We start from the raw sequence: 21,015 nt of genomic DNA on the forward strand, positions 1-21,015 counted from the left end.
GAAATGCAGCAGAATAAGGTCTTCTTTATTTCTATATAAAGGCTCATACTCTCATGGTTGGTCCTTTATGGCTTTGTTAGTAGTCAAAACATCCGATTTATACATAAACTTGAACCTGCTAGTACTCAAATCGTCTAATATGACTAGCAACTGACATAGATAAAGGAACTCCTATTGGTTACATCGATAGCTTAATACCATTTCCTTGTTATGAAGACAGCATCATCATATCAATTAAATCAATCGCCAAAGATTTAGATCCACTAATACCTTTAACATATTTTAAAGGACCTTCTGAGGACCAGTTCATTGAGGTGAGTTTTTTTAGATGTTTGTGCATCAGATTATAACCCAATCTCCCACGTTCATTTATACTCTTTGTTAAAATCTTAGCCCCGGCGATAGAAAGGGCATCAAGACAAACAATATGGGTTATACGATAATCCCCATAATCTATCCACTCTTTTGAAAAAATATCTTTGATGTAACGGTAATAATTTAAAGCTATTTGATATTTTTCTTCGCTGCTCATTCCTACCAGTTTTTGTTCTTTGAATAGAAACTGGAGTGTTCGATACAGGTTTTGAAGAGTAATATGGCGACCACGGGTACGTTTACCAACAATGCTGCCGATGTTGTGAAAGGGACTCTCAGGACGAGTGATTAGCTCTGTTGCAATCCAGCTATATTCATCAGAATTTCGACGTAGGTATTTACTTAATGAAGTCCCAATACCTTTAGCTTTAGTATTAATAGTATCAAATAATTGTATTTCTTCGTCTTCATCTAGATAGTGAAAAGCTAGGAAAGGTATATTTAATTCAGCATTTGTTTCTTGAATATAACGTTCAATACCACCAAGACGATGTTGTCCATCCATAAGGGATGCTTTCCCTTTACACACAAGTCTTCCGTAATTTGTTCTTATATTATCGTAAGCTGAAAACTCCCAATTCCCAGCAGCATTCAACAAAACAGGGGTAAATAAAGCATCGTCACCTTTAGATAAGTATATTGCAAAATCAGTACTTCTTTTAGAATCTATAGGCCGTTGATAGCCTTTACCAGCAGGATGATCGTAATGCTTAACAAAAGTAACATTTAGTGCTGTTGAAGCAGGTAAGTAACTTTGGTAGGCAACTTTACCACGCATTTTATATTGAAGAACATTTTCAATAACAATGGGCTTAGGCAAGCTATTCATAGTTTATTCACCTTTTCTGTTAATTTCTTCGTAGTTGTCATTAGATAATATAGACCTTTAATTGTATAATTTCAATTAGCAATATATAACATGAATATCTGTAACATGAACAGCAACTTACCTAATCTGTAAAGAGAGGTGGTTGCTGTGGAAATTCATATTACTGATTATGTAGGAGAGCGAATAAGAGCTATCCGAAAAAGTAAAAATTACACTCAGGAGCAGCTGGGTGAAAAAGTTGGCTTGCCTCAGCCCTATATTGGGGGAATAGAGCGAGGTGAGAGGAATATTTCTTTAGAGACATTGGAACGAATTTTAGAAGCTCTTGAAACCTCTCCTGACGAGTTTTTCAGATTTTACAATGACAAGTACTTCTCTGAAGATGAAAGGACTAGAGAAAGAATTCTAGACAGCTTGAGTGAATTATTATCAAAAAGATCTGTTAATGATATTCAAATGATTCAACAATTGGCGCATAATGTTTTAGTCACAATAGATTCTCATATAGAAAAAAAATAACCTATCCAAACAAAAGTTTGGGTAGGTTATTTTTTTGATCTACTTAGCAAATATGGAATTTTCTTAGTACACCTCATTAAATAAACACAAGCTTGTAACTGAGACAGATGAACACTATATAATTTTTGAGTATTATACTCCTTATATTTCTATGTCCATTGAATAAAGGCTGTTAGAGGATGAACTATCGTTTTCCCATCAAGCTTATTATTTATACAATAACTGCATGATTTCTAGTAGCTCGTTCTTTCTGTATCCATTACTCTGCTAACGCTATATAAACACTAAAAGAAAAAATTTCAGTATTCATATCCTACTTCAATTTTATCGTGCATTTTCAATAGTATTTCCCCTTAAAACAACTTTCTTTCAATATACAATCTCCACATTTTGTACACAACTATGATTTATGTACAAAAGAATTACGTATATATCCAGAATAACAGCTCATTTTGCCCGCATCGGAGAATGACTATGATCGAGATGTTGCCAGAACGTCGATTCAGAACTTAACGGAAAATAAGCACCCATTTCAGCAGGAGGGGTACATGGGGTGTGTCGTGACCGTTAGCTGCATGTATAACCCATATGAAGCACAGACCGGATTTTCACAACAGATGAAGTTGCCTGATCCAGCTAAATATTTGAAGCAACCAAAAAGATTTCTACAGGTTTTGGGACACATAACAGTCGGCCGCCTAGGTGTTAGCATAAGTAACTGATGCGAAAAGTTATAGTAGTGATAAATTGGGAGTGCATACTGGAACATATTTTCGTGCAGCAGAAGCCAAAAGTCCTTAAGGAGCATTCTCCATATAACAGATTGCCCAACCAAGCGTGATATTTTAGCCATGAACTTCGTGAGCGGACTTCCAGTCTAGACATTTTCGCGTATGAAAGTTAATGAGGTGAATCACTTTTTCCATTTTCTCATTACAATCCCCTCTTCGTCGGGGTTCCTGTCTTGTAACCGATTGGTTATATGTAAAAATTCGATTTTTAATATCTTAATACATTCCTAAATGGAAATATTTTCGATTATTTGGGTAAAATATAATCGAGCTAAAAATTGATTGTTAGTCCCATAAGGGAAGGGCAAAGTCTAATAAAATTCCAGAAATTGAAAGGATAATCTAAAAAGTCATGGTTAAGAAACGTAGAGACATCAACGAGCTGGACGAGAATCAGATTTCAGACTACATTCACGCGTTGAACATCTTGAGAGCACGGTCAGAACAGGCTCCCGACGATGAGTCAGGGTATGCTTTTCAAGCAGGCCTTCATAATGATCCATTCATTGGTCCATGTGAACATGGCAATGATCTTTTCCTTGCGTGGCATCGAGCACACCTGCACTACTTCGAGAAGCTCCTTCAGGAGGCCGACCCGCCTCGTACAGCCAACGTAACCATTCCTTTCTGGGACTGGATTCACCCGGAGACGAGTGGTAAATTCCCTGCTGCTTTTACGAAGCCAGGCCTATTAATGCCCGACCGGAATAACAGTCCTACAGAACTACCTCCCGATACACTCCAGATCGTGACCGAGGAGACGGACTGGAACGAATTTGGTGGCTTTCCCAAAGAGCACTCAACAAGAAATTACGGAAAGCTCGAACTTGGTCCACATAACTACATGCACTCTTTTTACATTGGAGGAAGGATGGCTAACCCCAGCACTGCTGCGGAGGACCCAATCTACTGGAGCTTTCACGCCTTTATTGATCTGCTGTGGGCAGAATGGCAGCGGAGGAATAGCATGCCATCCTCGACCTCTCCTGACGCGGACCTAAGAGGTTTCCTCACGAAGCCGAAGCACAAGGTCCGCGATTTTCAGAAAACAACCGATCTTGACTATGAGTACGAATACACAAACAAATTGGATCAGGCATTCGGAGTTGATCAGCCAGAACACATACGGTACGAGCTTCTTGCAGCAGAATCCTTGCAGCCCCTGTTTTCCGATGAGTTGGATTTAGAATTAAGAAGGGAGTTACGGGCACAGTTCACTTTACCATCGCCGCCTGCTGCTACTGAGATGGCTATCGTTCGTCTCCAAGATTTGAAGGTTCCTACGAGTGGAAGCTATATGTTTCGTGCCTATGTCCATCCCAAGGAAGTACCGTTCAACAAAGACGATCCGGGCTTTCAGCACCAGTATGGGGTCGGTTATGTAGCTTTGTGGAAGTCCCATGCGACTAGTAATTCCCACGGCGGACATGGCGACCACAGACACCATGGTCCATCCCATCATCCTTCCTCCTGCATAGTCGGTTTCGATGTATCGAGACAACTTGTTATCCATGGGAATGCCTCTGATCTCGTATTAACACTACAATACATCCTGGCCCCTAACCCAACAGGGGAGCCTCAGTCTAACCCTGATCTCGTCAAAGAGGTACAAATTGAGGACATTCTACTGGAGGCTTATGCACAGTCATGAGAACGCCTGTTTTTGAACTCCACATCCTACCCATGATCCGGGTCATGGATAGGGAGCATATGCGATTTGCATTCGATCTTTGGGACTACGATCAGGTCGTTCAGCATGCGGACGATGTTGCAGCACGAATAGCAGTGGACATGCCGCCAACTAATTCTGGCGGTCCTTGGCCGGATGAATGGGTTCAACTCTTCCGCCGCTGGATAACCACTGGCTTCAAACGACTTGAACTCGGTTTCGCACAGTATACTTGGAATCAGACCACAACAGCTTCAACGCTTCAGGCTACCGGAACATATCCTGCCGCCGGGTACAAAGGTTGGCTCCAAATGGAATCTGAAACAGATACGAAAAAGACCTACATGCTCTACTTTGAAGCTCCAGACACTCACCTAGGAGGCACACCTGAAGACTTCAATATCCGCGAGCGCTACAGCGCGGCAGATAACCGATCAATTTTTATTCGCGATAATGCGGGAATCCATCAGATTCACTGAGATTCGTTTCTTGCAGTTGGGCCTAACCGAGTCAGTTAAGCAATAGCCGGTTTCCTTTACAATGTTACGGAAGCCGGTTACTTTTTTTATGAATGCACCCTGAATAGTTTTGGGCTAATATTTCGTTTGGCTTGATGGACATGTGACGTGATCCTTATTCCAGTTCTTCGTTCCCATCATACTCAGCAGCAATCTATGCATAAAAGATTATCCATTTCAATTTTATGGATAGTGTCTTCAAAACTATATAATAAGTTATAGGACGACCGTAAATGATAAATCTACGTATCCTCCTTAGAATTTATCTCATCTTCTTAACGAACGCGAGGCTTTGTTCGGTACTTATTAATTCGGCTTAACTATACTGAATAGTTAAAAATGTTTTTAAATAGGTTGATAGAATGGTTTGACATGGGTCTCAATGGGCATGAGTACTGGCAAAAGCCGCAAAAAATAGGGACTTCGGCGATGCTAACCAGCTTATTATGTTCACCCCTCCATAAAAAATCGTAGGCTATTTTCCCCATATCGAGTATCGAAGAGGCCTTTTTATTCGAATATTTTTACAATCGTGTCGGGCTGAAAATCGTTTCCTCAATCAGCAAATCGGAGTGCAAAAAAAGTACAAGGAGTTGGAAAAGAGATATCACCTTAGATCGTAGTCGGTTGGATCGAATCAATTCGAGAAGAAGTACATGTTGCCAAGGCACTGACCTGGTTGGGAATTGCCCTTGCGACGTACTATTGCTGGAAAGCGAAATATGGAGACATTACCTGTAAATCTAAACATCGTCACGTCGAGACCACCGCTATACTACCTTATTTGTGGATGTAGATACCAAAACGGTACTGTCTGCACCAGCTGGAAAGAATAAGGATAGCTTTTTAAGCAACAACTGATTCATAAAGAAGATACAACCACTACGTTAAAGATAGAAAGAGACTCGTGAATCAGTAACTTTTTCACGAGTCTTGCCATTTTTGCTATTACAAACTTTTCTAAGAACCTACTAAAGGAACAACCATCGCCTTTATCGCTTCCACGGCTGCCTTAGCGTCGATCCGTCCATAACCATATCTGTCATGCCATCCTTCTGTAGCTGGAGGATGAGGTCTTGCTGTTTGCTTCAATATACTGCGTATCTGGTCTACAGTAAGCGTTAGTCCACGAGCTTTAGCCTCAGCTAGCATCAGTGCAACGACTCCAGTTACTGCGGGAGCTGCCATGCTTGTACCTGCCATTCCAATCAGTTTTTCGCGTGTACGGGAAGAAGCTGCTTGTACGGGTTGTTCTCGAGTACCTCCAGGCGCACTTATTTCAGGCTTTTGACGTCGGTCACGTGTTGGACCAGAACTGGAAAACGATGAAATAGGCGTACCGATAAATTTCGCGTCGTATGAACCAACCACAATACTCTTATGACCACAACAAATGGAACCCAATGTATGTGTATTATTATTTGGTGGAGCAAAACTGGATTGATCTGATTCTGTTTGGAAATTATCACGTTCAATCCAAGCATGAAATTCTCCATTTGTCACCCTAACTCCGTGAAGGCGGATTGTCCAAGTACTTTTAGATATGTCCCCTCTAAGAGGATAAAAAACCATTGCTACATTGTCGCCATTTTCCTCATCATTTTTTACTTGGGTAGCAAATATTTGACCTTCATCAAAACTTTTATTTTCTCCAAGTCCTATACTGCCAATACTCTCGTTTTCAGTATTTAGAATCTCAAGACGGAACTCATCATCGCCGTCGTACCATATTTCAAGTTCATTAGTTGTAAAGTCTCCATCTTTAAACATCCAATGAAGATCGACAAATTCCCCTTGTGATATAGATCCAGTGGCATGAATGTTATCATCAAAGGAATTACCGGCAGCGATAACGACTGCACGATTGGGTTTTTCAAGGACCAGTCCGTCAATTCCCTGTTCAACATGTGAAGTTCCATCATGAGGACCGCCATTTGTCCCAAGACTAATGTTTACTACACAGGGTTGATCTCCAGCCTGACTGAAAATAAATTTAATGGCTTCAAGAAGATTTGAGGAATCCCCGAAATTACCCTCCTCGCTAACATCAAAATAAGCAGGCTCCACAAAAATTAAGTCAGCATGTGAGGCTACACCCCGATTACCCGTACCAAGTCCATTTCCTGCGGCAATATCCATTACATGGGTTCCATGCTCCGCACGAGTTCTACGTTGCGGATCTTCTTTACTAACATCGTATCCAAGAGTGGCATAAGGATTAGGAGTTTGGAGCGCTTCATTGATTTTTTGCTTGCTGTAAATTTTACGGTTTATCTGATCATATAGTGCAATCAATCGAGTTGAACCATCTTCCCGACGAAAATTTCGATGAACAAAATCGCACCCATGATCCACAATTCCAACAATAACTCCTTCTCCTCCTCCACTTTCGTTACCAAGAAGAGGGGGGACACCAATTTCTCTTACAGTATCTTTAAGTAGAGGTTTTAATGGTTGAGCACCTTTTAGACTTAGTACAACAGGAGATTGTCGTACTTTCTCTAATTCAGTCACTGACACTCTTGCTGTTACAATTCTTCCAGATTTATCTGGAGCCATCGTAATATCCTCTCCTTGGTGAACACCAGGAATAGCATAAAAGGCATCGACATTAGTTACCTTGGCAATGACAGGAACTAAATTATTCTCATGGGCAATTTCATGTAAGGCATTGGTTTCTCTAGTCTGATTTATTACAATAGCCTTTTGCAGACGTGGGTCAAGATTTGGTGAAATTTTATTTTTCATCGTCATCCTCCTACTGTAACGTTAAAACTTAAAATTTAGAGTAACCATTCTGATAATCTTTATGTAATATTCAAATAAATTATATTTCTCCTAAGTTAATTACTCTCAACAGAAACTATCCTCGACAAGAGGTGAATGTAAAAATCACATAGTATCTTCTTGGTATTATTATCCCTCAAATCACATAAATCACTTAATTTCTCATCTAGTACTCCATCAATGCTTAAACCGTGGATATAGAACATCTCCATTTAACACTTGATTTGCCCGTAGTTAACCTGCCAGTCGCGCCTTTTGGGTCAGTGTTGCAACCTCGGACAGTTTAGTTCACCTGCTAACTCGAAGATGAAAGGAATACGACGTCCTAGTAGGCATTGCCGTGTCATACCCCAGTTCAATCTCACCATATTGAGCCAATCGCTATGTTTGAGCGTGTAATGAAATCACCAACTTGATTTTGAGCACGTCAGGATAGCGGACTTCAAGGAGTTCACGGACCTCGTCCGTCCAATCGACTCGGCTTCGTTTGTGGACAGACGCAGAAATGTCAAGAGACGGCCAGTTGCTCTGTGAAGATAAGATGCTGCAATACCTTAACGAATATATTCACTGTCTTCAAGGCTGAGGTGGCCAGTTTCATGGGATAGGGTCTCTAGATTATTCAGAAGCTGGTGGGGCTTAAATGTTTTATACAATTAAATAGAATGTTGTTCTCATGCGTTGTAAATAAATATAAGTATTACTTATTATCGTAACTATTATAGTATTCTAATTACGCAAAGATTTAGGTGTAATTTTATCTATGGCTTATCATTAAAGGTCTTAAACTAAACTACATAGTTGACAATCCACATAAAAAAGATTGGGGACATTATAAATGATCCTCCCTGCTGCAAATCTTCACTTCTAGTTCAGATAACTTGGGACTTGAGATAAAATAATAATGTTTTTTATCAGTCTGAGGAATATAATGGATATCAGTTGGTTATTCTCTAAAAGATGAGGGCGTATAATATTTATGAAAAAAATACTTCGCAATTTAAAAAAGATCATTCCTTTTCAAAATCCCGTTGCACGAAAAAAAATATTGGCCCAAGAACCTCTTTATCTCAAGGACTCGCCAGTCACAAGTAGAAAAGAGGATAAATTTCAGTATGGCCAAATGGCTGACATAATTTATGAATTACTAGAAGAAGGACAGCTACCTCTTCATATTGGTTTAATGGGCTCATGGGGAACGGGAAAAACGTCAGTTTTACGACTGCTTGAAACCAAGGTTAATGCGGGGAGAAAAAACAACCGTAAATATTTGTTGAAATTTATAAATGTGTGGAAATTCGCGGATGATGCGCCTTCTTTGCATCGAAAAATTGTAAGAGAAGTGGAATCGGAACTGAATATTAAAAAAAACGAAGGTATCACACATGAAACAACTACACTAGACATGAGAAAAACCACGGGAATTTGGTCGCTATTGCAACGAGAACTTTGGAAAAGACACGGATTTATTGTGATTCTCTATGTTATAGCACTTATAGTTATAACAGTTTTGTATGAATGGTTATTTAATTTTAAAGATGCTTGGGCACTATCTTTTATGAGTTCAACCTCTTTGTTGATAATCATGATTGCCAGTACAATTATTAACAAGAATGGAATTGAACTAACATATCAAATGACACAAAAAGAATTAGCTCTTCAGCATGGAGATCAATTCGAACATCGTTTTGAAAGTGCTGTAAGTGAATATCTGAAAGCCAACAAAGGAAAAAAACTTATTTTGGTTTTTGACGACTTAGATAGGCTTCCCCCAAAGCAACTGGTTGCGGCTTTAAATACAATTAAGACTTTTTTACGTTCAAACCAGTGCGCCTTTATAGTTCCGTGTGATGAAGAAATTTTGTTAGAAGGAATATCTTCAGCCTTTACGGAAAAAAAGATGTCTAATTTCTCAGTAAGTGAATATTTAAATAAAACATTTGATCTACAGCTTCACCTGCCCCATGTAGAGAAAGTGAATATGAGAACATATGCAAAAACCTTGCTTACGGAACAAAAGGTAAAATGGACATTGGACGAAAATATTTCGGTAGAAAGACTTCTGGGTATATTAATTCACTCAGGTGTGCGAACTCCAAGACAAGTAAAAAAAATTCTAAATGCATATGCTTTTGACTGGTACTTGGCTCTTAAACGAGATGCTGAAGCCGGGGTAGAATTTCTAAGCAAGCAGCCAAATCATATCGCAATTTTTACTGTTTTAAAAACTGATTTTCCTAACTATTTTCATATCATTAGCCAAAACCCATTTATAATTCAAAAACCTGTAGAAGAACAAATTAAGAATATCAATAAGGAGAAAGATCCATTACCAGAGGAAGATCCGGATGAATTCATTCAGTATCTTGAAGCATTTCTTTCCAGAGTCAACGGTCATATGCCAACAGATCCCCGTCCATTTATTTACTTTAACAATCAGTTACTTAATCCTTTAACAGGGCGACCTGAGCTTGAGACCACGAAGGAATATATACTAAACGGGCAAAATGAAAAATTCTCTGAAGAGTTCTTTGTGCTTTCACCAGAAGATAGAGAAGTAGTTATATCTTCAACATTAGAAGATATTGATACTACAAACAATATCTTTGCAAATAACACTTTAAAAGTACTTATTCAAAATAATGATGCGCTAAACCACACAAAAGAAATGGACTTAAATCGTTGGGAAAAAATCATTGTAGAAAATATAGATGCTGTATCCGAATTTGAAATATTTGAAGTATGTAGAGGGTTGGAGAACATAGGGTGTAATAATTTTGTCTGGGAAGTATACGGAAAAAAAATTGATATAGAGGATAACCATCAGGAGCTTTTTGAGTTATGGGTTGAAAATCCAAAGTTTTTGGAGAATCTCGCGATCCCGGACATTGGTGAGAAAATAATTTCAACACTAAAAAATATAGGAAAGTCGCATATTGCCACTAATGAATTAACCAATATTAACTCAGACAATTCTATTCTGAAAAACGAAAACTTTGATTGGATCGGCAATTTAATCAATTCGATGTCCTCCGACAATTTACCAAACGGACTCTTATCTACTTGGCTCCCTACTTGGGCACAAAAAACTGGTGGCGATTTAACATCTGATCTCACTAACGGACTACTTGATGAATTTAATTTTAAGCATGAGTCCTTTTTAAAGGGCATTGGGGATCTGTGGTGTGCATTGTACGAATCATCCAATTCTAAACAAGCGGATATGAACACACTTCTAGATTTAATGAATACTAATGATTTTACTGGATTCACAGAGGATAACTTCAAGCAACTTGTTATGTTTTTTGAGGAGCTTGATTATAAATCAATTTCGGATCGTGTTCACAAAATTTTTAGTACATGGTGGGAAGAGGATGAGGACAAAACATTTGATTTAATGAATTATTGGAGATCTGCTCCAGGAGTTGTTGGGTTTTCATCCAAAATCTTTTCATTTGAATTAGGAGAAGAGGTACTAAAATTAACAACAGAAATTTTAACGAATCGTGCAATATACATCAAGGGTAAACTTGATGAAATTATATCTGTTATTAAAGATGAACTTAACAGTGCTAAAAACAATAACAGAAAAACAATAGCAACAAAAATTATTGATACGCTTATCACTAACTCTATGTGGGCTGAGCAAATGCAACCCCTAACTACTGAAATTTTCCCGTTAAATAACAAACTCATTTGGCTTTATTGGCCACAAGTTGTAGTGCAAGATCAGGCTGAACTCTTAGTATCTTTCATAAATATTAATAAGGCGCTAGCTGATTGGGTAGTAGATTCAATTTTTGAATTGCTTAAAGTAAAACGGGGTCAGACACCAATGAATACTATTTATAGTAACCACCACACCACTTATATCAATATATTAATTAAGCAGTTAGCGAACAATGAGAATATCGATTGGGAAGGCTTCTTGGAAAGAGCACTAGATGAACAGCTACTTGATAATCTTGATTCAGCTACAGTTGATATTCTGATTATTACATTAGGCAAAAAATTGGAATTATATAATAATAATTACCATGAATTCCTTGTTTCAAATCATACTTTAGAAAGTGAATATCACCAGGATATTGCCATCGAAAGATGGGATTTCCTTGATGTCTCTGAAAGAAAAAGGTATCTGGAAAAATATGATTCATCTGAAGAATTGAAAGATGAATTTGGAGAAAAATTAGTTGAGAGCTTTAGATTGAAGCCGAATATTAAATATATCAGCGAGCTAAGTGCCTGGAAATTTAGTAATACTATTTCTCAAAAAATTGTTCAGACTATTATTCAATCTGTTGATGCACCGAAACTTAATACTTGGTTCCAAGAGTCGCTTGTAAAAATAATAAAGGGAATAGATCGCTGGACTATGACTGCTTTATTTACAGCAGTACATTCTAGAAAAGATCTTAAGATCCCTAAAAAAGAAACGCTAGATGAACTGTTACTTCTTCAGGATGAGAGATCTCTCCTCTCACTAGATATTGTTAAAAAGGACAAAACCGTTGCAACTGCTCTTAGAAAATCTATTATGGCTTTAAAAGAAGCTTATCCGGAGCAAGTTGAAGAGGTTAAAAAATCATTTAGATGGAGAAAAGGTTAATACTCTCCCCCTTATCCTTGAGGGGATTCTTCATAGACAAATCGGTATACAAAATGCTCGAAAACAGAAACTTTAAGTGACCGCAACGAATTTAGGGACGTATTCTGAGCGATTCAGAGGCGTTTGAAGCTCTTGTCACTGGATTGGTAGTCTCAAGGCTCACTTAAGGGCATGAATGGGGTGAGATAGCTTGCTACGGACTTAAGAAGTACAAATGCTTCCCACAATGTGGGAAGCATTTGTTATTTGTTGTCCAATGAAAATAAAGTTGTAGAAAATAAAGTGATAGACTGTCGACGCTTTATTAACTAACAGGCAGGATTCTTAGAATGAATAGAAGGGTATATGTGGATCGTGTCGAGTCATATTTGAGGTCTATCTGGCGGTATTATCCCGCTAAGATAGCTCTTCATCACATCGGCGTGAGTGTGAATAGGGTTCTTCAATTCTTTGATGACCGTATAATTCAGCCGTTTCGTTAACTTCGTATGAGCAAGCAGGGCACCGACAGTAGCTAGCCTTGTATGAGTGGTCAGTATGAGTTCCTTGGATCGAACAAATTGAATTTGCATCGTGCACCTCGGAGGTGAAGTTTAGGATGTTGCGATATCCCATTATTTGCTAATCAGAGCGGTGAGTTCCTTCACTTTTCTCACAATCTCGTCATTACAAAATCACAGATTCAAGTATATGTTCTGTTTCACCAACACATGTATGAAAATTTTCATCAAGGAAATCATAAATCCGAAATTAAAATTAGGAGGGTTTAATAATGCCAGATTTTCCATTAAAGGGATCACAGCATACTGAACTTGGAGATCACCGCAGGATGAACACCGATATTACGATATCCTCTAGTGGAAGAATCGATGGTCTGACTGATATCTGGACGAGTAAAAAATGGATTGGGTTTCACGGAAGTGTGGTTGTCTTTATTACGGACAGTGATGGGAATATCTTATACGCAACGAAACCCCAAAAATGGGGAGTCAGCGGCACAGCAACTGGTCGAGATCACAAGAGACTTGATCTAAGATGGGAAGACTCGATTCCATCCGAAGTTATTGACAAAATTGAAGGCTACATGATTCATCATACGTACACGCCGATAACTACTGTAAATCCCGAAGAGTTCCAAAGATGGGCAGAGGCCATAGCTCCATTGATTAAAGCGTTCAATTCGCAGGAAAGACTGCTGCGCAGAACGATGGAATCCGAGGAACTAGAGGAAGTGCTTGTCTAAAAGCATCATCCAACTGAAAGGTCGCTCTCATCGCGACCTTTTTATTCAGTTCATCTAGCGAATGGAGGAAAGATTGTGACGTATCATTTTAAAAACCTGGTGTTTGAGGGTGGAGGCGTATTAGGGTGCGCTTACGTAGGGGTCGTGGAGATTTTGCATCAGAAGAATATATTGCCGAGCATCACCAGGGTGGGCGGTACATCGGCTGGCTCAATTGTGGCTCTGCTTATTAGTCTCAATTATTCGGCTTCAGAAATTATGCAGGAGCTTAAAGAGCTGGATCTGAAGAAGTTTGCCGATGACGACTGGGGACTAATCCGGGATACCAGCAGATTCTTTAACAAATATGGGTGGCATAAAGGCATAGCCATGTTGAAGTGGCTGGAAGAGAGAATCAACCGCAAAACCGGCAGCCCGGACACTACATTTGGCGACCTGCAGAGGCTTAAAGAAGAGAAACCATTTAAAGACCTCTACATCATCGGGACCAACACCAATACCCACTTCTCCAATGTCTTTTCACATGAGAAATACAGCGATATGCGTATAGCGGATGCAGCTCGCATCTCGATGTCCATCCCGTTATTCTTCGAAGCGGTTGAATTCGATAACGATACTTATGTGGACGGAGGCGTGCTATTGAATTATCCCATCAAGTTATTCGATAGACAAAGCTATCTGCATAATAACAACAATGGGATCGTCACTAGGATGTACGCAGAATATCAATTGGAAAATGCCGCGAATCCTTTCGTCTGTAACACGGAAACGTTAGGGTTCAGAATTGAAAGCAAACTGCAGCGGGATATCCTGATAGGACTACCTCCCAAAAGACGGGAAATTAAAAATGTGTATGAGTTTACCAAAAATTTAATCGGCACAATACTAGACTTTCAACAGAATGTTAGTTTACAAGATCTTGATTCTGATCGCACCGTGTATGTGATTAATACCAACAATACTTCAGCGATTAACTTTAGTATTACGGATAAGGAAAAGGATGATTTAATTGAATCTGGCCGCGTTTCAACAGTCACCTATTTCGAGCATTTTGAGAACCCCGAGATAGCTATGCTTAATCGCCCCCGATAAACTTTGGCATGGTACATGTGTAGCGGTGTCCTCCGCCACCACAAAAACAAGATTTGGCTCACCCGTTACACCGGTGTGGGCCTGTTTGCTATTTCGTTTCAATGGAATATCCGGGTCGAGCGTACGGCATAGCTGAACCATGTCGGCCGCCGGGCATGCAAGAATGATTTATCTCTTGCTGGAACATCAGCGCTCCCGGAGACAGACCATTGCCCTGATAAACGGATGTTGCCCCTTGTAAATCATGAATTTAGCAGCTAGCATCTCTCTTGTTTCCTTGCTCCTTTCTCTTAGTAAGGATTTTTCATTATACCTCCCACTTTTATGGAGAAGGAGAATTACTTTGGTAGCTTGTGGATTAAACTAACGAGGAACGTTAGTTTAATAAAACAGCGGTTGTCTAGGACTTTATTTTCTCGTCCAAGGTTGCAGCTGTCTTTTTTGTTGGGGCCAGTCTAATACTTATTTTATGGGATCTGTCGGTTTTTAAAATTGAAAAGCCGCATGGAGCAACATATCTAGTCTAATACTATATTATCTTCTGACATTTGTTCTTCTTTACTAGTACATTTGACTATTCACCTTCTGGGCATATTTTGAAAAACCTTAAATAAAAATAAATCAATCTTGAGTTAGCCTATAATCTGTTTTCAATTGTTTGGCTCATTATCATCAAATAGATTAGGGTATTTAGCTTTAATCTTTATCATCGGATTTAAAACCTCTAGATCATCCTCATCTGACACATTACTTTCTCTAAACATATCATCCATATTTCTTAGTGAACTATGCTTAGAGACATGTTCTTTAAAATTAATAATTGATTTTTCCAGTCCCATTTCTTTACGTTTATCGGCATACAAACTATTTACAACAGTGGTCTCATAAAGATTTTTATAAAAATGGGCTTGATCTTTATATTTTTTCAAATCAGCTTGAAGAGTTTCGATTTGAGCTTTATACGTTTCGACCTTTTCAATTCGTTTATTTGCCTCAGTCAACTTTTCAAAAACTTCATAGAAGGTAATCTCCAGGGAGCGCATCTCCGATAACATTCTTTTGGGATCAAGTCTAAATGCCTCATAAATCTTTTCAAAGTTCGGGAAATACACTGCGTCCTTATCACTGATTTCAAGTTCACGTACTATGGGAGTATTCAGTTCTGTAATATAACTGTTAATTCGTCTTTGAAAAGTATTACGGCTTATTCCTGTTTGCTTCTCTAAAACACTAAACGTTAATTTCGCTCCTCCCAGCTGGTACTTAACGTCTAAAGCTATTTGCTTAAGCTGCTCATCAGTATATTGTTTCGGTTTTCCTCTAGATTTTTGGGCTTTATTTGTCATAAGTACTCGCCTCGGAATTGATAAAAATCTCTAACAATTGCATATCGACGTTGATTTTCTGATCCATATGATGTTGAAGATTCCTAGAGGCTTGTTTTAATTCATTTTGAACTTCTTCAGCATTTAATTCTGTTGATTTCCCAAAAATAATCTCCATCATTTTTACTTGTTGATTCATTTTTTGAGTAATAGCTTCGGAATGATCTTCAAGCCATTTTATCCCTTCGGTGTATTGATTAATGGGAGGGAAGAAAATATAACTGGGACAATGCCTACAATCTTCAATACAGTTATTAGGAAAATCCTGATCCTTACACTTGCCAAATTCAACGTCGCGCATACGGATTAATTCTTCCTCGTGATACATATTTCCAGCATCATATGCCTTCCTTCTAAGGCCAAAAAAACCAGCAGAAAGTTGTTTCTCCACGTTTACTTCTTTCATGCGAAGAGATGCTAAGCGATATGTGTATGTTTCTGCTAATTTTTTCATATGTGAATAATAATGTTCAGGAGATTCAATCCGTGTTTGTCCGGCCATTCTAGATATAGATAACATATTATATCCCTGTAGGAACATATTTATAATTGCAAAATGTCTTGTGTCTCCCCCTCTTATTTTATGATGAACATAAACTCCGTATCTTTGTTCTACAATTTCTCGATAGAACCTATCAATCCAACCATTCAGTTGTGTAGTAGTAAGAAATTTAATGTCTCTGTATATCTTCTTTTTATTGCATTGCTTAACAAATTTATTGTGTATTTCGCTTGGGAAAAGGTACAAAGAATTAGGAACAAGTTCATCCAACTGATTTACATATTGATTAAGGATAGCAAATGTTTCGTAGTTAATTTGAATCCATTGATACCATATTTCCTTTTCAAGTGTTTGACTCAGTGATTTAGATCTCGGGATCTCCATCCAGTAAGTTCCATCTCGTTTGTGCTCCATACACTTTTGGCGCATTCTAAGGAACTCATTAGGTCTCATAGGCACAATATTGGTAACATACCACCATAACTCTACAATATAAAAATATAACTTCTGTGGTGAGTTCTTAGGCTCAATTTCAGTAAATTCATTGATGATATCATTGAACTCAAAAACTTCGTTAAAAGGCGGTAAGCTTCTATTTGTGTTCTTTGGATATTCTAACTTTGATAATATCTGCAAGCAAGAATCGGATTCAACTAATGAATAGAAGTCAAAAAAATAGCGTAATGCTAAAGCTGTCACATAAGCGGAATTTGTGGATAAGCCATGGAGGTATATTTCAAAAGCATCTAAATCATGAAAAGCATTGGATTGAATAATGGCCTTCTTCAGTAAATTGATATGTGTGACTATTGTTTGTTTTGATGATCCAGACATCCGCATAATTAAAGCGTATCCCTTTAAAGCATTATTTAAATCGCGGTATACTTCGATGTCAAATACAAGCTTTTGTGGAGTTGCTTCTAGTTCATCTTTGATAAACCAAATGATCGAATTATACGCCTCAGCAATTAAATAGCCCGATGTTTTCATCGATTGAAAAAGATCTTCGTAATAGTCCAATTTAGTAGCGTCGAATTGTATTTTTTGAATGACTTCAATATTAATCGATCCGCTGTTAATAATACTCTTCACTTTCATTTTTTCGCATTTTCTCCTTCCGTAAGTAGCAGTTTATCGCTGATCATCTGGATCATCTCATTTAATTCAGCCTTCGAAACAAATGAACTTAACTTTTCTTTTCCTAAGTATTTTGCTGCCTCCGAGAGTAAAAGCAAAATTGAATTAATAAATCTACTTTCACGTATAACCACAGATTCCAGAATTGCATTTTGCAGAATTGGCACTCGTCTTTTCAGTTCATCAATCGCTTCGAATAAAATAAACTCTTGTGGAATAAAAAAACTACAACCAAAGCAGGATTTCTGATAGGGAGTTCCACAAGTAGGATACGTGAAACATTGTCCTTCTCTATGCTTAGACGGCATTTTCCCCTTAAATATGTTATAGATTAAATTTATTAATTGTTCTTCTGAAAGTCTTGATATTTGAATGATTGCATTAGTATCTTTTTTGTGTTTGTTTAGTAAATATTCTGACCAACCTTCAATTTGAAGAGGGGAGAATTCATTTTTTACATTAATAATTTGCGCAGTACGTTCTTCTAGGGATTGAAATTTTGAACTCGTCATTAAATTGATCATGTAATTATACAACCATCCAAAATGTCCCCTACTAAAAAGATTAATTGAAACTCTGTTAATAGCCCCATCTTGATTGGACGATTCGACATAAATGGCTGTTGTGTTGTTTTCAGTATGCGATCTAACCATTTTCGTTAGCTCCAATGCAACGTCTGTATCGCCATTTCGTCCTTCTACAGTATTATGAAAAAAATAAACCATGGTACTTCTGTTCATGGCTAGACTACTAAAGTTTTTTAGGTCTTCATTGTTCCCAAAAAATTTTTTATGCGTGTGAAGCCCTGAACTAAATAGATAAACACCTCTTTTCCCTGAGATGAGTGTGCCCAACAACTCTTCTCGGTGTATACGAATAGATTTGGGTGGAAATCTGCTATGGATTTCACAAATAACAATAGCTGTTGCAAAACTCAATAAAAGAGTGGGGTCTAAGTAAAACCTAAGGATATTGAGATTCTTGTTGGCGAATTTATTCTGAAAATGAAGGTAGACCTCATTAGCAATGATTTGTGCTTGTGTTGTATTAATTGTATTATTCTCAAACCATTGAAAGTCGCATATACCCACATTTTCGATGGAGATCCGTGGCATTTGATAAATAATATCATTCGCTCTCCAAACATTCGTTAAATGCATGATGACAAAGAGCCACATATTGGCATAAGTACGGGTTTCTAATCCCTTTCTCGTATGAGTTTCTATATCCTGCACATAAGCATAGTATTTTTGATATGTTTCAGGATGATAGATAGTTTTCGTTTGACTTTGGCTATACTTCATTTTCTTATCACGTCTGGGTCTCTCAATTCTAAGTTGTTTATCTGGTAAGGCAGATGTAGAAGCAAGTGAATAGTTGTAAAATAAAACGAACTCCTTTTTTAGCCTTACATTTGTATCTAACGAAGCTAAGGATTCAACTATTTTGTAATCAAGATCATATATTTGAACACCCTCTGGTAAATGCTCTAATAAAAATTCATATAGCTCAATTCCAAATATGGATATATGTTTAATTGTTGTCGATCTACCATGTGATTTAGATATTTTCGAGGTAATCCATGTTTCAAAAAGAGTATGCGAGTGGATGGGGATACGCTTTAGAAGGTGGTTCAAATAGTTCTTTATCTCCCAAAGAGCATCTTCTTGATTGTAATTTTTTATAGGGGATGCGACTTTGGTAATCCACTTTTCCGCTTCTTTAATAGATATATATTTTACGCCAGCAACCTTCTTGATATCTTTAAAAAATCCATTTTTCACTCTTCGTTCTACTACATGACTCCCTAAATTCATTTGGCGCGCTAATGCTGCTGGACGAATATATTCACTAATATCACCGCATTGCTGTAAGTCAAACACTAATTTTTTAGGGATCATTTCAACATTTTTATATAAAATTACATCTAAAGAACTTTTATCATCAGCTAAGCCTAATATCACACTTTTAGTATAGGGAGTGTTTGTGAGGAGGTTAGCTGCCTCTTGGAAAGTAAAATAATTTTCTTTTATATAGTTAGGATCAAGGTGATAGTTCCTTTTTCTAAAATAATCAGATATCACAAGTAAATCTTGTTCTGTAAATTCATTTTTTTCTCCAGTCTTTTGGTTCGTAATTCGCTTTTCTTTTCTAAGTTTGCTGATTACATTAGTTAAATTAGCTTTCGTAAAATTGTGAAATTCTTTGTTCAATTCTTTGAATATGCTGTCTATTGTTTGGTAAATAGCATTCCTATGTTCCAAATAAATTCCCCCTCTCTAATATCGATCAATTAATTTAGGAATATAGGTCCCATGCATCTCTTTAAACTTATTCTCAATCTTGATTCTCATTCGTTCAGTGTTTGTCATATATGCAAGAGAAGAGAGTAAGTTACTATCCCCACGCATGAAAGCCAAATCAAACGCATTATCTACCTCATCCGCAAGTATATTCGTGAATGTCCCCCGTCCAATATGTGTACTCCAACTCGAGGAATTTAAGTGGTACGCTACAATTTTATCTTGAGGAGATCCGTGAGCTTGTAGAAAGTCCACCATTGTTTTTTTCACCTTAGTAAAGTACTGTCTGTAACTCTCCGCAGTCATGGCTCTTCCATCTCTATTAACAAATAGCGCACCTGAACCATCAGTATCTTTATAAAACTTGATATGATTAAGAAAGAGAGTATTCCCCCAATCATGAACTTGTAAGACGATTTGGGTTCTATTTTTTTTTGTATAATTAGAACCAGAAGTATTCTTTAAATCTGACCTAAGATTGGCTGACTCTAATTTCACTAACAAATTTCCGTTTTTAAAATTCCTCAAAGTAGAAGCTCTTCTCGAATTCATCAATTCTCCGACACGTAGCCCTCCAAATATTTGCATGTATATACCAAGTGCGATCGGCTTTGCACTTAATATTGCAATTTCTAAAAGCAGAGGGATGTACTTAATCGGAAGCATGTGTTCCGTATTTATTGGTTGTCTTTGTGGATAACTAACGTGACCAAATGGAGATTTATAATAAGCACCATATGGTCCTTCAACCTTTATGAACTTATCTTGCTGAATATTAAGCACTCCTTTTTTGGATAACCATAGAAAGAAATGAGTTAACGTCCGCTCATATGAAATGACTGTTTCTCTCTTTTTATTGTTCTGTGAAAGCCAATTCAGAAACAAAGTACCGTGCTCCAAGGAAAGATCACGATAATGAACGATTCGAAGGGTATTCATATTTGAAATAATGTAATTTAAAAAATAAACTAAGTTGTTCGCATGTTTTCTCTGGGTGTTGTAGCTTCTTCCCAACCAGTTCTCTACAATAAACTCTGTTATGGGATGAATAATTTGCTTTTCCTGTACGATATTTTTCAACCCTATCATGCAGTGCTGCTTCTTTGTCGTTTCCTTATTACCTCTATTAATCCAAATAGGAACGATAACGAACTTATAGCCATAGTTATCAAAGGGGGTAACATTATCGACTATTCCCGTCAAAAAATAACCTCCTCCTTGGAATAATTATGTACAACCCACATAATGTTAGAAAA

The 21,015-nt window shown here is 37.7% G+C and carries 12 protein-coding genes; 6 read left to right on the top strand and 6 right to left on the bottom strand.

Translation table 11 applies throughout. The features are described from left to right. Window positions 1–208: 208 nt before the first annotated feature. Window positions 209–1,204: a DGQHR domain-containing protein gene (locus AOU00_RS06925; RefSeq protein ID WP_069290248.1), complete on the bottom strand. Its 996-nt coding sequence runs from the start codon at window positions 1,202–1,204 to the stop codon at window positions 209–211. Window positions 1,205–1,351: 147 nt separating this feature from the next. Between AOU00_RS06925 and AOU00_RS06930 the strand changes: the two genes are divergently transcribed. From AOU00_RS06930 to AOU00_RS06940, 3 genes are all read left to right on the top strand, one after another. Next, window positions 1,352–1,723, top strand: coding sequence for a helix-turn-helix domain-containing protein (locus tag AOU00_RS06930; RefSeq protein WP_237166297.1), 372 nt, complete (start codon window positions 1,352–1,354; stop codon window positions 1,721–1,723). A gap of 1,143 nt (window positions 1,724–2,866) precedes the next feature. Next, a complete protein-coding gene (locus AOU00_RS06935; protein ID WP_069290249.1) occupies window positions 2,867–4,165 on the top strand; it encodes a tyrosinase family protein in 1,299 nt (432 codons plus the stop codon). Then, a complete protein-coding gene (locus tag AOU00_RS06940) occupies window positions 4,162–4,662 on the top strand; it encodes a hypothetical protein (RefSeq protein WP_069290250.1) in 501 nt (166 codons plus the stop codon). Before AOU00_RS06935 ends, AOU00_RS06940 begins: the two co-directional genes overlap by 4 nt. 999 nt (window positions 4,663–5,661) lie before the next feature. On the opposite strand, the gene AOU00_RS06945 is transcribed toward AOU00_RS06940, so the two are convergent. After that, window positions 5,662–7,449: a S8 family peptidase gene (locus AOU00_RS06945; protein ID WP_237166298.1), complete on the bottom strand. Its 1,788-nt coding sequence runs from the start codon at window positions 7,447–7,449 to the stop codon at window positions 5,662–5,664. A gap of 1,018 nt (window positions 7,450–8,467) precedes the next feature. Between AOU00_RS06945 and AOU00_RS06950 the strand changes: the two genes are divergently transcribed. The 3 genes from AOU00_RS06950 (at window position 8,468) to AOU00_RS06960 (ending at window position 14,432) form a co-directional block, all read left to right on the top strand. Continuing rightward, the gene (locus AOU00_RS06950; RefSeq protein WP_069290252.1) at window positions 8,468–12,097 is read left to right on the top strand and encodes a P-loop NTPase fold protein; all 3,630 of its coding nucleotides are present in this window, start codon (window positions 8,468–8,470) and stop codon (window positions 12,095–12,097) included. Between the two features lie 772 nt (window positions 12,098–12,869). Continuing rightward, on the top strand, window positions 12,870–13,340 hold the full coding sequence (locus AOU00_RS06955) for a hypothetical protein (RefSeq protein WP_069290253.1): 471 nt from the start codon (window positions 12,870–12,872) through the stop codon (window positions 13,338–13,340). A 75-nt stretch (window positions 13,341–13,415) separates the two neighbouring features. Further along, complete coding sequence (locus tag AOU00_RS06960) at window positions 13,416–14,432, top strand: patatin-like phospholipase family protein (protein ID WP_069290254.1); 1,017 nt, start codon at window positions 13,416–13,418, stop codon at window positions 14,430–14,432. Window positions 14,433–15,082: 650 nt separating this feature from the next. On the opposite strand, the gene AOU00_RS06965 is transcribed toward AOU00_RS06960, so the two are convergent. From AOU00_RS06965 to AOU00_RS06980, 4 genes are read right to left on the bottom strand one after another with little or no spacing between them, the layout of a single operon-like run. Continuing rightward, window positions 15,083–15,778 (bottom strand): hypothetical protein, encoded by a 696-nt coding sequence (locus AOU00_RS06965; RefSeq protein WP_069290255.1) that lies wholly within the window; start codon window positions 15,776–15,778, stop codon window positions 15,083–15,085. Further along, entirely contained in the window at window positions 15,768–17,417 is a 1,650-nt protein-coding gene (locus AOU00_RS06970; RefSeq protein ID WP_069290256.1) for a hypothetical protein, read from the bottom strand. Before AOU00_RS06970 ends, AOU00_RS06965 begins: the two co-directional genes overlap by 11 nt. Further along, on the bottom strand, window positions 17,414–19,720 hold the full coding sequence (locus AOU00_RS06975) for a hypothetical protein (protein ID WP_069290257.1): 2,307 nt from the start codon (window positions 19,718–19,720) through the stop codon (window positions 17,414–17,416). The genes AOU00_RS06970 and AOU00_RS06975 overlap by 4 nt, the downstream gene beginning before the upstream one ends. 15 nt (window positions 19,721–19,735) lie before the next feature. Next, window positions 19,736–20,962, bottom strand: a complete 1,227-nt coding sequence (locus AOU00_RS06980; protein ID WP_237166300.1) for a hypothetical protein — start codon at window positions 20,960–20,962, stop codon at window positions 19,736–19,738. Window positions 20,963–21,015 lie beyond the last annotated feature (53 nt).

This window comes from Paenibacillus polymyxa (assembly GCF_001719045.1).
GTDB lineage: Bacteria > Bacillota > Bacilli > Paenibacillales > Paenibacillaceae > Paenibacillus > Paenibacillus polymyxa_B.

Bases quoted from the DNA above. Each gene is read 5' to 3' on its own strand.
- AOU00_RS06925 (WP_069290248.1), bottom strand. From the start codon at position 1,204: ATGAATAGCTTGCCTAAGCCCATTGTTATTGAAAATGTTCTTCAATAT.
- AOU00_RS06935 (WP_069290249.1), top strand. From the start codon at position 2,867: ATGGTTAAGAAACGTAGAGACATCAACGAGCTGGACGAGAATCAGATT.
- AOU00_RS06940 (WP_069290250.1), top strand. From the start codon at position 4,162: ATGAGAACGCCTGTTTTTGAACTCCACATCCTACCCATGATCCGGGTC.
- AOU00_RS06945 (WP_237166298.1), bottom strand. From the start codon at position 7,449: ATGAAAAATAAAATTTCACCAAATCTTGACCCACGTCTGCAAAAGGCT.
- AOU00_RS06950 (WP_069290252.1), top strand. From the start codon at position 8,468: ATGAAAAAAATACTTCGCAATTTAAAAAAGATCATTCCTTTTCAAAAT.
- AOU00_RS06955 (WP_069290253.1), top strand. From the start codon at position 12,870: ATGCCAGATTTTCCATTAAAGGGATCACAGCATACTGAACTTGGAGAT.
- AOU00_RS06965 (WP_069290255.1), bottom strand. From the start codon at position 15,778: ATGACAAATAAAGCCCAAAAATCTAGAGGAAAACCGAAACAATATACT.
- AOU00_RS06970 (WP_069290256.1), bottom strand. From the start codon at position 17,417: ATGAAAGTGAAGAGTATTATTAACAGCGGATCGATTAATATTGAAGTC.